Below are 12655 nucleotides of genomic sequence, written 5' to 3' on the forward strand. Positions count from 1 at the left end.
CGCCTGATTGGCCCCAGACTAGCCCGTCCGGGTTAAGACAAGGTCCTGAAAAGGCAGGTTCCTGAAAAGATGAAGGCGGGCCGCTTCCGGCCCGCCCTAGGAAACGATTGTTCGTCGTGCCGCGTCAACACGTCGAAAGCATGACGTTGCGCAATGCGGCTCAGGTCCGGGATTGCTTGCTAGGCTTCGGCGCTGCCGCGGTCGGCTGGGGATCCCAGCCCTTGGCGGGTGGCGTCACCTCGTTCGAGGCGGCGTCGAGCGTCTTGGGCTTCCAGCTCGCCGCCAAGCCCTTGGCCGCGGCGAGATCTTCAGCCTTCAGGCGCTGGGCCACCTCGTCGCGCTTGCGGCCGGCATCCTCGTCGCCCTGGCCGGCCGCGACCGAGAACCAGACGAAGGACTGGGCGAGGTCGGTCGGCGCACCGAGGCCGCGTCCGAGCAGCACGGCGAGATTGTACTGGCTGTCGCGGACACCGAGTTCCGCCGCGCGGCGGAACCACTCCGTCGCCAGGGCGTAGTCCGGCTTGCCGGCGGCGCCCTCGGCATGGAGCACGGCGAGGTTGTGCATCGCCTTGGCGTTGCCGCGCTCGGCGGCGCGCTGATACCAGATCCGGGCAAGCGACAGGTCGCGCTGCGTCCCGATGCCCTTCTCGAACATGTTGCCGACACGGAACTGGGCCGGGGCGAGGCCCGCGACTGCCGCACGCTCGAACAGCCGCAGCGCCAGCTTGGGATCACGCTGGTTGGCCGGGCCGTCGGCGGCCTTGCTCGCCAGTTCGTAGACCGCGCGCGCATCGCCATCCTGGGCTGCCTTGCGCAGGCCCGCACTGCCGAGCCCGACCGGCAGGTCGCCGATGCCGGTCACGATCTGAGTCTGTTCGGCCGGCGCGGCGGGAACGGCTTCGGGTGCAGCCGGGGCGGCTGGCGTGGCCGATGCGACCGAGGCGGTGATGGATCGCTCGGGCGCAGCATTGCTGGCGGCCGGCGAGGTCGGCGCCTCCTGCGAAGCGGCGGGCAGCGCCGAGGACTGATCCTTGGCGGGAGCCTGTGACGGGGCGACCGGCGCCTCCGGCTGGGCGGCCGGCGGCGCGATCAGGCTGCGCGCTTCGTTGTTGGCGGTCTTGTCGCCATTGCCGCGCAGCGACGATGTCACGAGATGCGCGGTGCCCATGGCGAGGACCAGCGCGGCCAGGCCGAGCAGCAGGGGGGCGCTTGCGCTTCTCCAGGATCTCCTTAAGTCGGCTCGGGGTCTTGGCCGACGGCTCCGCGGCCGGAGAGGGCGTCGCTGCGGCGGCTTCGCTCGCGGCCTTGGCCGAGCGCCGCGCGGCGGCGATCAGGCTCTGGCGCACCGATTGCGGGTCCTGGCCTGCGCCGATCGTGGTTTCGGGACGCGGGCGTCCGGAGCCGGGCTCCAGTGGAATGTCGAAGGCCGTGCTCGCCGGCAGGGTCGGTTCGCTGCGAGCAGGTTCGCCGGCCGGCATGGCGAAACGATCCTGCATGGCTGCGCCGACCGAAAGGCTCGGGTTGTCGCGTGCCGCTGCGGCGTTGGGCCGGACGATGCCATCGCCGGCGCGCATCGCCGCAGCCAGCCCGTTCGCCTGGGGACGGCGCTCGCCCTGCAGTTCGGCCTCGAGGCTCGCCAGCCGGGACATGATCGTCTCGAGCGAGCCGTGGACGGCACCGAGCGCGTCGCGGGTCTGGCTGTCGGAGGAGACATGGGTGTCGCGCAGGCCCGTGACCAGGCTCGACAATTCGGCGATGCCCTTGCCGGATGCCGCCGTGCTGGCCACCTGGGCGAGGGCGGCCCGTTCGGCGGCCGTTTCCTCGCGCATCGAGCGCAGGTGGACGACGAGGTCCTGCAGCGTGCGCTCCATGCCGTTCTCGGCCGAGCGGGTCGCGGACGCCTCGTCGAGGCGGCTGGCGATGCCGGAAATCTGCCGTTCGAGGGCATCGAAGGATTCGGCGTTCGCGCCGGGCGCGCCGGCCTCGTCGATCTTCTCGGCGAGATGGCGCAGCATCTGCTCGATCGGGTTGAGGTCGACCGCCGTCGCCCCCTCTCCGACCATGCGCGTCAGCTGGTTCGAAGCGGCGAGGCTTTCGATCCGGTCCGAAAGGGCTTCGATCTGGCGGGTGACGTTGGCGGGTCCCTGCTCGGCCAGGGCCTCGATCCGCTGCTGCAGGGAATCGATGCGGCTGGCGAGGTAATCGCTCTGGCGCGAGGCGCCGCTTTCATCCAGCTTCTGGGTTGCGACCTCGTCGAACTTGCGCGAGAGCGCGTCGACCTGGCCTGCGAGCGAGGTCAGGAGGCTCGCGCCGGGGATCTCGCCGCGCTGCGACAGCACCACGCTGCGCACGTCGTCGATGGCGCTCGCCAGGCTGCGCAGCTCGCCCATGTCGGGGCGGTGGTCGCGCAGCCGGCCGATCTCGAAGCCGAGCGTCGCGACCTGCTGGGACAAGTCGTCCAGCTTGTGGTCCTGCCCGCCCGTGCCGAGGAGGTCCCTCAGCTCCGCGATATCGCGCCGGATGGGATCGAGATTGGTGACCTGGCCGCCGCGGGTGGCCAGCGCATCGACCTTGGCGGCCAGATGCGCGATCTCGAGCTGGAAGCGCTGGTAGCTCTCGCCTGTCCGGTCCTGCGACAGCCGCGAGACTTCCGCCTCGATGCGGGTGAGAGGCTTGAGCAGGGGTTCGAACTGGTCGCGCCGGTCGAGCCGGTCGAGGCGCTCGGCCAGCAGGCCGATCTTGGCCTCGATGGCGCTGGTGTCGACGCGGACCGGGGCGGCGGGCCGCTGCGGCTGCGCCGGGCGGCGGCCTTCATGGGAGAGGCGCGAGCCGATCTCGCGCAGGTCCTCGCGCAGCGCCGAGATACGCTCGGGCGCGACCGCGGGCTGCCGCGGAGCGGCCATCTCGTCGGTGTCGAGGAAACGCTGGCGCGTGCGGATGTCGGTGACGGCGGCGGCAAGGCCTTCGCGGCTGAAGGCGAGGCGGGGCGCCTGTTCGGCGCGGGCCTGCTGCGCTTCGATGCCGCGGCGCTCGATCTCGGCGATGCGCTCGCCCATCGTCTTGATCGCGTCGGCGATGACGTTGGTGGCGCGCTCCTGCCGCTCGGCGGAGCCGCGCTCGCTCGACGACAGGCGGTCCTCGGTCTTCTCGATCCAGCGGGTGATCGAATCCAGCGCGCCAGCGGTGCGGGCATTGGCTTCGCGGGTCAGGCTTTCGAGCGCAGCCGCCTGGCCGACGAGGCTGTCGATCGCCTCGCGCGATGGATTGGGGGCTGCCTGGCGCGGCGCGGTGTCCGTCCGGCCCTGCGACAGGCGGGCCAGCCGCTCGGACAAGGCGGCGATGTCGAGCTGCTCCGGCGCGGCCGGCGCAGGTGCTGCGGCAGGGAAATGCGCCTCGTCGCTTTCGTCGCGGATCTTGTGGTCGAGCCATTCGCCCAGCGTCATGCCCGCCCGGCGGGCCGCCGCCTTTGCCGCATCGCGCGTCCGGGGATCGACGCCCTTCACGCTCCAGGGCAAGCTATTGGCCATGATCTCGCTCGCCTAAGGGGGACCTTGTCTGCGGCATGCGAGGCCCCCTGGTGCCGTCGCCTTCCGCGCGAACCTTGGCTGATCGTGAAGATACCGTTGACGAAGCCACGACGCCGATGCGCGTTCCCGACATTTGGCCGGCATGGTAAACAGCAGGTTAATATCCGGGGTCGCGATCGTTAATTTTTTCCGAATGCGCCATGGGAAGCGCCTCGCCGGCATCATGTAACGGTAACTTACCCCGCCCCGCCGACGTATTACCTGACGCAGCGGGAGGAGCTTCCCTATCACTGTGACATCGATCGATGCCGTCAGAAGGTCGGCGATTCGGTCCCATCGCAAGGATTGCAGCTTTCATGTCACGCCAAAGCTTGGCTATGGCGGGTTCCTCGATTCATGAAACCCGCTCCCCCGCCGACTCCGCCGATGCCGATCAGGCCGGCGATTTCACCATCAGCGACCTCGCCCGCGATTTCGGCGTGACACTGCGCACGCTCCGCTTCTACGAATCGCGGGGTCTGATCGCGCCGAGCCGTTCCGGCATGACGCGCATCTATTCGGCGCGTGACCGGGCTCGCCTCGCCCTGATCCTCAAGGGCAAGCAGCTCGGTTTCACCCTCGTCGAAATCCGCGCCATGCTGGCCAACGAGGACAAGAAGGGCGGCGCCGGCGACGCGGCCGCTTCCGTCGGAGGCCTGCAGCTCAGCCGCGAGCAGATCGTCGAGCAGCTCGATCTGCTGCGCAGTCAGCGCGCCGAGATCGAAAGCGCGATCACCGAGCTCGAAGCCTCGCTCTCGCGTATGCCGAAGGCTTGAATCGCCTCGTTTTGGAGCGGGCTCAAGGGTGTCATCCCGCACGCGCCGCAGCGTGAAACGCTGCTGCGCAGATGCGGGATCGCATGACGAAAGGGCCTCTTTCTGAGGACGGTCCCGTGTCTGCGCAGCGGCACTGTGTGCTGCAGCGCGCACGGGATGACACCTGCATCCCCAAAGCCCCGGCTCCGCCGGGGCTTTTTATGGTCGCGTCACGCTCCCGCCATCCGGCCGACGACAAAATCGCATCGTCACAGTTGCAACTTCGCCAAGATTGTTTATATGTGAACTATCTTGATGCGGCGGCAGCGATCAGGCGCCGCCTTTGCGACGAGAGGGAGGATCAGATGCCGGTCTACAAGGCACCCGTCGACGACACGCTTTTCCTGCTCAACGACGTCTTCAACATCGAGCGCTACAACAACCTGCCGGGTTTCGCCGACGCGTCTGCGGACGTGATCGAGGCCGTGCTCGGCGAGGGGGCCAAGCTCTGCGAGGAAGTCCTCCAGCCGATCAACTGGTCCGGCGACCAGGAAGGCTGCACCCGCCATGCCGATGGCCGCGTCACCACGCCGAAGGGCTTCAAGGCGGCCTATGAGGCCTATGCCGGCGGCGGCTGGATCGGCCTTGCCATGGATCCGGAATATGGCGGCCAGGGCCTGCCCTATACGCTCGGCGCCGTGATGAACGAATATGCCTCGGCCGCGAACATGGCCTTCGCCATGTATCCGGGCCTGACCATGGGCGCCATCGCCGCGCTCTACGTCCATGGCTCCGACGAGATCAAGCGCACCTATCTGCCGAAGATGATCGACGGCACCTGGTCGGGCACCATGAACCTGACCGAGCCGCATTGCGGCACCGATCTCGGCCTGCTCAAGACCAAGGCCGTGCCGAACGGCGACGGCTCCTACGCCATCTCCGGCACCAAGATCTTCATCTCCGCCGGTGAGCAGGACATCACCGAGAACATCGTCCATCTCGTGCTCGCCCGCATCGAGGGCGCCCCGGCCGGCGTGAAGGGCATCTCGCTCTTCGTTGTGCCGCGCAACAAGCTGGGCGCGGACGGCTCGGTCGGCGCGAATAACGGGGTGTCATGCGGCTCGATCGAGCACAAGATGGGCATCCACGGCAATGCCACCTGCGTGATGAATTATGACGGCGCGCAGGGCTGGCTGGTCGGGGCCGAGAACAAGGGCCTCAACGCCATGTTCGTGATGATGAACGAGGCCCGCCTCGGCGTCGCGATCCAGGGGCTCGCCCAGTCCGAGGTCGCCTATCAGAACGCCGTCGCCTACGCCAAGGAGCGCCTGCAGGGTCGCTCGCTGACCGGTGCCAAGGAGCCGGCCAAGCCGGCCGATCCGATCATCGTCCACCCGGACGTGCGCCGCACGCTGATGTCGATCAAGGCCTTCAACGAGGCCGCTCGCGCCTTCGTGCTCTGGAATGCGCTGAAATCGGACATCGCCCATCGCTCCGGCGACGCGGCCGAGCGTCAGGCGGCCGACGACCAGCTCGGCCTGATGACCCCGGTGCTCAAGGGCGTGCTCACCGATGTCGGCTTCGACAACGCGGTGAAGGCGCAGCAGATGTTCGGCGGCCACGGCTATATCGCCGAGACCGGCGTCGAGCAGTTCGTCCGCGATGCCCGCATCGCCATGATCTACGAGGGCGCCAATGGCGTGCAGGCGATGGACCTCGTCGGCCGCAAGCTCGGCCGCGATGGTGGTCGTGGCATCATGGCCTTCTTCAACGAGGTCGGTGGCTTCCTCAAGGAGAACGCCGAGGACGAGGCGTTGAAGCCGCTGCTCGGGCCCCTCCAGGTCTCATTGGGCCATCTCCAGCAGGCGGCGATGTGGTTCATGAACAACGCGCTCGCCAAGCCGGACAATGCCGGCGCCGGCGCGTCCGACTTCATGCATCTGCTTGGCCTGGTCTCGCTCGGCTACATGTGGGTGAAGATGGCCAAGGCGGCGCAGGAGAAGCTAAAGGCCGGCGCCGACGAGCGGATGAGCGCCAAGCTGGTCACGGCGCGCTTCTTCATGGACCGCACGCTCCCGGAGACGGGCGCCCATCTGGCGCGGATCACTTCCGGCGCCGACACCACCATGGCGCTGAGCGTCGAGCAGTTCTGACGAAAACGCCGTCATGCCCGGGCTTGACCCGGGCATCTCTTGCAGAACTTGCTGGATGACGAGATGGTCGGGGCAAGCCCGACCATGACGTCCGGCACCAGAACGCGCCGTCCGACGGCGCCCCGGGAGGCCACCAAATGGCAGACGCATTCATCTACGATCACGTCCGGACGCCGCGCGGCAAGGGCAAGGCCGACGGTTCGCTTCACGAAGTGACCGCGATCGAGCTCGGCACCCAGGCGTTGCGGGCCATCAAGGACCGCAACAACCTCGATCCGCTCCTCGTCGAGGACGTGGTGATGGGCTGCGTCGATCCGGTCGGCGAGGCCGGCGCCGATATCGCCCGCACCGTCGCGCTCAAGGCCGGCTACGGCAAGGAAGTGCCGGGCGTGCAGATCAACCGCTTCTGCGCCTCGGGCCTCGATGCGGTGAACCTCGCCGCGGCGCAGGTCATGTCCGGCCAGAAGGAAATGGCGATCGGCGGCGGCGTCGAGTCGATGTCGCGCGTCGGCATGGGCGCTTCCGGCTTCGGCATCGCGGTCGATCCATCAGTCGCTATCGACACCTATTTCATGCCGCAGGGCGTCGCGGCAGACCTGATCGCGACCAAGTACGGTTTCTCGCGCGACGATGTCGACGCCTTCGCCGTGCGCTCGCACCAGCGTGCCGCCAAGGCCTGGGCCGAAGGGCGCTTCAAGAACTCGGTGATCCCCGTCACCGACGTGAACGGCCTCGTCATCCTCGACCGCGACGAGACGATCCGGCCCGGCACCGACATGCAGACGCTGGCCGCGCTCAAGGCCTCCTTCGTCCAGATGGGCGAGATGGGCGGTTTCGATGCGGTCGCGACCTCGGCGCATCCCGATGTCGAGTTCGTCAATCACGTCCACCACGCCGGCAATTCGTCCGGCATCGTCGATGGCGCGGCGGCCGTGCTCGTCGGTTCGAAGAAGGCCGGCAAGGCGGCGGGCCTGAAGCCGCGCGCCCGCATCAAGGCCTTCGCCACCGTCGGCTCCGATCTGGCGCTCATGCTGACCGGTCCAGTCGATGTCACCGAGCGCGTACTGAAGAAGGCCAGCATGAGCCTGAAAGATATCGATCTGTTCGAGCTGAATGAGGCCTTCTCCTCGGTCGTGCTGCGCTACCAGCAGGCCTTCGACATCGACGACGCCATCCTGAACGTGAACGGCGGCGCCATCGCCATGGGCCATCCGCTCGGCGCGACCGGGGCGATGGTGCTCGGCACCGTGCTCGACGAGCTGGAGCGTCAGGACAAGCAGGTCGCGCTGGTGACGCTCTGCGTCGCTGTCGGCATGGGCGTCGCCACCATCATCGAGCGGGTCTAGCGCCGTCATCCCGTGCGCGCTGCGGCATGCAATGCCGCTGCGCAGACACGGGACCGCGTGACGAGAGAACGCCCGAACACCGCCTTTTCCTGATGACGATCCCGGATCGCCGCGTGGCGGCGTCCGGGATGACCCGACCCACCGGAGGGACCGTCCATGAACCTCACCAATTTCCGCTTCGAGACAGACGCCGACGGCATCACTGTGGCGACCTGGGACATGCCGGGCCGCTCGATGAACGTCATCACCCCCGAGGTGATGGAAGAGCTGAACCAGATCGTCGACAAGGTCGCGGGCGACGAGGCCATCAAGGGCTGCGTCATCACCTCCGGCAAGGAGAGCTTCTCCGGCGGTGCCGATCTCACCATGCTCCAGGGCCTGCGCGATCTCTACGTGACGCTCGCCAAGGAAAAGGGCGAGGCGGTCGCGATGCAGAGCTTCTTCGACGAGAGCCGTAAGCTCTCGCTGCTCTATCGCAAGCTCGAGACCTGCGGGAAGCCCTTCGCCGCCGCGATCCACGGTGTCTGCCTGGGCGGCGCCTTCGAGCTCTCGCTCTCCTGCCAGTATCGCGTTGTCTCGGACGATGCTTCGACCCGCGTCGGCCTGCCCGAGATCAAGGTCGGTCTGTTTCCGGGCGCTGGCGGCACCCAGCGCGTGGCGCGCCTGATGCAGACCGGCGACGCGCTCCAGATGATGTTCAAGGGCGAGCAGGTTAAGGCGCTGCCGGCGCGCAATTCCGGCCTCGTGCACGCCGTCGCACCCCGCGCCGACATCGTCCAGAACGCCAAGGACTGGCTCAAGGCCAATCCGCAGGCGACCGCGCCTTGGGACCAGAAGGGCTTCAAGCTGCCCTCCAACAAGGTGCATTCGCCCGCCGGCATGCAGATCTGGCCGCCGGCCAGCGCGATCTATCGCCGCGAGACCAACGACAATTACCCCGCCGCCCGTGCCATCCTCTCGGCGGTTTATGAGGGCCTCCAGCTCCCGATCGATCTCGGCCTCAAGGTCGAGAGCCGCTACTTCGCCAAGATCCTCCGGACGAAGGAGGCGGCGTCGATGATCCGCTCGCTCTTCGTCTCGATGCAGGAGCTGAACAAGGGCGCCCGCCGCCCGGCCGACATGCCGCCCTCCAAGCTCAAGAAGGTCGGCGTCATCGGCGCGGGCTTCATGGGCGCCGGCATCGCCTATGTCACGGCGCAGGCCGGCCTTGAGGTCGTCCTGGTCGACAAGGACATCGAGGCGGCCGAGAAGGGCAAGGCCTATTCGCACAAGCTGGTCTCCGACCAGATCATGAAGGGCCGCGCCAAGACCGCCGATCGCGACGCGCTGCTCGGCCGGATCAAGGCCTCGGCCGATTATGCCGATCTCAAGGGCTGCGACCTGATCGTCGAGGCCGTGTTCGAGGACCCGAAGGTCAAGGCCGAGGTCATCGCCAAGGTCGAGGCCGTCGTCGGCCCGCGCACCATCTTCGGCTCGAACACCTCGACGCTGCCGATCACCGGCCTTGCTGAGTCAAGCCAACGGCCGAAGAATTTCATCGGCATCCATTTCTTCTCGCCGGTCGAGAAGATGCTGCTGGTCGAGGTCATCATGGCCAAGAAGACCGGCAAGAAGGCGCTCGCGATGGCGCTGGACTTCGTCCGTGCCATCAAGAAAACGCCGATCGTCGTCAATGACACCCGGGGCTTCTATGCCAATCGCTGCGTCGGCAACTACATCCGCGAAGGCCATCTGATGCTGATGGAAGGCGTGCCGCCGGCGATGATCGAGGCGGCAGGCAAGCAGGCCGGCATGCCGGTTGGGCCGCTCTCGCTCAATGACGAGGTCGCGGTCGATCTCGCCTACAAGGTGCTGAAGGCGACCAAGGCCCAGCTCGGTGAGGCCGCTGTCGATCCGGCGCAGGAAAAGCTGCTCGCCGACATGGTCGAGAAGCATGGCCGTCTCGGCCGCAAGAACCGCAAGGGCTTCTACGATTATCCGGAAGCCGGGCCGAAGCGTCTCTGGCCGGGCCTCGCCGATCTCGCAGGCCCGCGGCTCGATCCCGACAGCGTCGACATGGAGGAGCTGAAGCACCGCCTCCTGGTCACGCAGGCTCTCGAAGCGGCGAAGACCTATGAGGAAGGCGTCGTCACCGATCCGCGCGAGGCGGATGTGGGCTCGATCATCGGCTTCGGCTTCGCGCCGTTCACCGGCGGCACGCTCTCCTATATCGACAACATGGGCGCGGCCGCCTTCGTGAAGCTCTGCGAGAAGCTGGCCAAGGCCCATGGCGAGCGCTTCAAGCCCAACCGCCTGCTGAAGCGCATGGCCAAGACCGGCGAGAGCTTCTACGGCACGGCCGAGAAGAAGGTGGCCTGAGCCTTCGGGTTCAGTTCGCCAGCCGTGTGCGTAGCAGCGCCACGAGCCAGTCCGCGAAGACCTGCAGCCGGCGCGACAGGTGCCGGCGGTGGGGATAGAGCAACGTCATCGGCATCGGCGCAGCCCGATGCCGGGGCATCACCTCGACGAGTTCGCCCGCAGCGAGATGCTCGGCGACGTCATAGGCCGGGATCTGGATCAGCCCGAGTCCGGCGAGGCAGCAGGCGATATAGGCTTCAGCGCTGTTGACGGTGACGCGGCCGGGCAGGGCGCGGCCATAAACCGCGCCATCCTCCAGCCACTCCCAGGGCTCGATCCGCCCCGTCGTCGGCGAGGCGTAGTTGACGGCCCGGTGCCCATCCAGTTCGCCGGGATGTGTCGGCGTGCCATGCGTGGCGAGATAGCCGGGGCTGGCGACATTGATCAGCGGCAATTCCCCGACCGAGCGTGCGATCAATCCTGAATCGCTCAAGGGGCCGACCCGCAGCACGCAATCGATGCCGTCCTCGATCAGATTCGCCGCCCGGTCGGTGACGCTGAGATCGACATCGATCTCGGGATAGCGGGCGAGGAAATCGGGCAGGGCCGGCGCGATGATCAGGCGCCCGATCCGGCCGGGCACGTCGATCCTGAGCTTTCCGGCCGGGCTTGCGGCGCTGTGGCGAAACAGTGCCTCGGTCTCCTCGACATCGGCGACGAGCCGGGCGCAATGCTCGTAGAACGCCGCGCCGTCCGGTGTCGCCGAGACGCGCCGCGTCGTGCGCTGGAGCAGTCTCGTGCCGATCCGCTGCTCCAGCGCCGCCACCGCCGCCGAGACCGAGGAACGCGGCAGCCCGAGCGCCTTGGCCGCCTGGGTGAAGCTCTCGCACTCGACGACGCGGGCATAGATGCGGAAGAGGTCGATGCGGTCCAACTCGGTGTCCCCTGATTGTTCGGAATCTCTGACCGGTGATGTCCTGATCGCAGTCTTTATAGCCGATTTCGAGACGATATCTTGTCGCCATCGATTGCAGCGAACAGGAGCATGCGATGGCCGATCACGGCATTAAGGGTAAGACGGTTCTGATCGCCGGCGGCGCCAAGAATCTGGGCGGTTTGCTGGCCAAGGACCTGGCGGCGCAGGGCGCGAAAGCCGTCGCCATCCACTACAACAGCGCTCCGACTAAGGCCGAAGCCGAGGAGACCCTCGCGGCGATCAAGGCAGCCGGTGCGGCGGGCTATGCCTTCCAGGCCGATCTGATCTCGGCCGCCGCGATGGAGAAGCTATTCGCTGACGCCAAGGCGGCGATGGGCTCGATCGACATTGCGGTCAACACGGTCGGCAAGGTGCTGAAGAAGCCGATGGTCGAGATCAGCGAGGCCGAGTTCGACGGGATGAACGCGGTCAATTCGAAGACGGCGTTCTTCTTCCTCAAGGAGGCCGGCAAGCATGTCAGCGACAACGGCAAGGTTTGCACGCTGGTGACCTCGCTGCTCGGCGCCTACACGCCGTTCTACGCGAGCTATGCCGGCACCAAGGCGCCGGTGGAGCACTATACCCGCGCCGCCTCCAAGGAATTCGGCGCCCGCGGCATCTCGGTGACGGCGATCGGGCCGGGACCGATGGACACGTCGTTCTTCTATCCGGCCGAAGGCGCTGACGCGGTCGCCTATCACAAGAGCGCTGCCGCGCTTTCGCCCTTCTCGAAGACGGGCCTGACCGATATCCAGGATATCGTGCCCTGGCTCCGCTTCCTCGTCTCGGACGGCTGGTGGATGACGGGCCAGACGATTCTGGTGAATGGCGGCTACACCACGAAGTGAGCCCGCTGTCGGATCGGCGGCAGGCCTGCGAAGCGTCTGTCGTCGTTCGATCGAATGATGCGCTCCCCGGCTACATTGGGGAGCGGTTTGCCGGTTGAGGCCGGTTCCGGGAGGATCGGAATCGGCGCCGCAAACAGGAAGTCGGAACAAGTCCATGCCGTCGAGGCCGATCCTGAGCTTTCCCGATCCGCGTTTGCGCGTTGCGGCTGCACCCGTCACGCGCTTCGATGCCGACCTGCGCGAGCTTGCGGCCGATCTGCTGGATACGATGCGGGAGGCGCCCGGCATCGGCATCACCGCGCCGCATGTCGGCGTGTCGCTGCGGCTGGTGGTGCTGGAGCTGGTGCCGGGCGACGTCCGGATCTATGTGAACCCGGTGCTTGACGGCGTCTCGCGCGAGACCATCCGCCATGTCGAGGGCAGCGTCTCGATGCCTGGCGTCACCGACGAACTGGAACGCCACGCCCATGTCCGCGTGCGCTATCGCGATCTCGACGGGGCGGAGCATGTCGAAGAGGCGGACGGCCTGCAGGCCGTCTGCCATCAGCACGAGATCGACCAGCTCGACGGCGTCTTCTGGATCGACCGCCTCTCGCGGCTCAAGCGCGACCGGCTGATTGCCCGCTACAACAAGCAGCGGCGCGGCTGAGCGCAGGCGCGCTTTGCCGGCGTTC

General features: G+C 67.3%; 9 protein-coding genes. 6 read left to right on the forward strand and 3 right to left on the reverse strand.

The features are described from left to right. Positions 1 to 160: 160 nt before the first annotated feature. Positions 161 to 844 (reverse strand): tetratricopeptide repeat protein, encoded by a 684-nt coding sequence (locus tag ACFJGT_RS04090; RefSeq protein ID WP_377848918.1) that lies wholly within the window; start codon positions 842 to 844, stop codon positions 161 to 163. Next, positions 732 to 3527 carry a hypothetical protein gene (locus tag ACFJGT_RS04095; RefSeq protein WP_377846141.1) on the reverse strand — a complete coding sequence of 932 codons (2796 nt, stop codon included), beginning with the start codon at positions 3525 to 3527 and terminating at the stop codon, positions 732 to 734. The genes ACFJGT_RS04090 and ACFJGT_RS04095 overlap by 113 nt, the downstream gene beginning before the upstream one ends. A 356-nt stretch (positions 3528 to 3883) precedes the next feature. On the opposite strand from ACFJGT_RS04095, the gene ACFJGT_RS04100 reads away from it, so the two are divergent. From ACFJGT_RS04100 to ACFJGT_RS04115, 4 genes are all read left to right on the forward strand, one after another. Beyond that, positions 3884 to 4342, forward strand: a complete 459-nt coding sequence (locus tag ACFJGT_RS04100; protein WP_377846143.1) for a MerR family DNA-binding transcriptional regulator — start codon at positions 3884 to 3886, stop codon at positions 4340 to 4342. A gap of 344 nt (positions 4343 to 4686) precedes the next feature. Continuing rightward, positions 4687 to 6474, forward strand: coding sequence for an acyl-CoA dehydrogenase C-terminal domain-containing protein (locus tag ACFJGT_RS04105; protein ID WP_377846145.1), 1788 nt, complete (start codon positions 4687 to 4689; stop codon positions 6472 to 6474). Between the two features lie 137 nt (positions 6475 to 6611). Next, positions 6612 to 7820 carry an acetyl-CoA C-acetyltransferase gene (locus tag ACFJGT_RS04110; RefSeq protein ID WP_377846147.1) on the forward strand — a complete coding sequence of 403 codons (1209 nt, stop codon included), beginning with the start codon at positions 6612 to 6614 and terminating at the stop codon, positions 7818 to 7820. 156 nt (positions 7821 to 7976) lie between these two features. Then, positions 7977 to 10178, forward strand: a complete 2202-nt coding sequence (locus ACFJGT_RS04115; RefSeq protein WP_377846150.1) for an FAD-dependent oxidoreductase — start codon at positions 7977 to 7979, stop codon at positions 10176 to 10178. A 10-nt stretch (positions 10179 to 10188) separates the two neighbouring features. Here ACFJGT_RS04115 and ACFJGT_RS04120 read toward each other — a convergent pair whose 3' ends face one another. Next, positions 10189 to 11091, reverse strand: a complete 903-nt coding sequence (locus tag ACFJGT_RS04120) for a LysR family transcriptional regulator (protein ID WP_377846153.1) — start codon at positions 11089 to 11091, stop codon at positions 10189 to 10191. A gap of 116 nt (positions 11092 to 11207) precedes the next feature. On the opposite strand from ACFJGT_RS04120, the gene ACFJGT_RS04125 reads away from it, so the two are divergent. Continuing rightward, a complete protein-coding gene (locus tag ACFJGT_RS04125) occupies positions 11208 to 11981 on the forward strand; it encodes an SDR family oxidoreductase (RefSeq protein ID WP_377846155.1) in 774 nt (257 codons plus the stop codon). 154 nt (positions 11982 to 12135) lie between these two features. After that, positions 12136 to 12630 (forward strand): peptide deformylase, encoded by a 495-nt coding sequence (locus ACFJGT_RS04130; RefSeq protein ID WP_377846157.1) that lies wholly within the window; start codon positions 12136 to 12138, stop codon positions 12628 to 12630. Positions 12631 to 12655: the final 25 nt, after the last annotated feature.

The sequence above is a fragment of the Allobosea sp. UC22_33 genome (genome assembly GCF_042700715.1).
GTDB lineage: Bacteria > Pseudomonadota > Alphaproteobacteria > Rhizobiales > Beijerinckiaceae > Allobosea.

Excerpts from the sequence above, each read along its gene's own strand:
- ACFJGT_RS04100 (WP_377846143.1), top strand. The coding sequence starts at position 3,884 with ATGTCACGCCAAAGCTTGGCTATGGCGGGTTCCTCGATTCATGAAACC.
- ACFJGT_RS04110 (WP_377846147.1), top strand. The coding sequence starts at position 6,612 with ATGGCAGACGCATTCATCTACGATCACGTCCGGACGCCGCGCGGCAAG.
- ACFJGT_RS04095 (WP_377846141.1), bottom strand. The coding sequence starts at position 3,527 with ATGGCCAATAGCTTGCCCTGGAGCGTGAAGGGCGTCGATCCCCGGACG.
- ACFJGT_RS04130 (WP_377846157.1), top strand. The coding sequence starts at position 12,136 with ATGCCGTCGAGGCCGATCCTGAGCTTTCCCGATCCGCGTTTGCGCGTT.
- ACFJGT_RS04125 (WP_377846155.1), top strand. The coding sequence starts at position 11,208 with ATGGCCGATCACGGCATTAAGGGTAAGACGGTTCTGATCGCCGGCGGC.
- ACFJGT_RS04105 (WP_377846145.1), top strand. The coding sequence starts at position 4,687 with ATGCCGGTCTACAAGGCACCCGTCGACGACACGCTTTTCCTGCTCAAC.
- ACFJGT_RS04115 (WP_377846150.1), top strand. The coding sequence starts at position 7,977 with ATGAACCTCACCAATTTCCGCTTCGAGACAGACGCCGACGGCATCACT.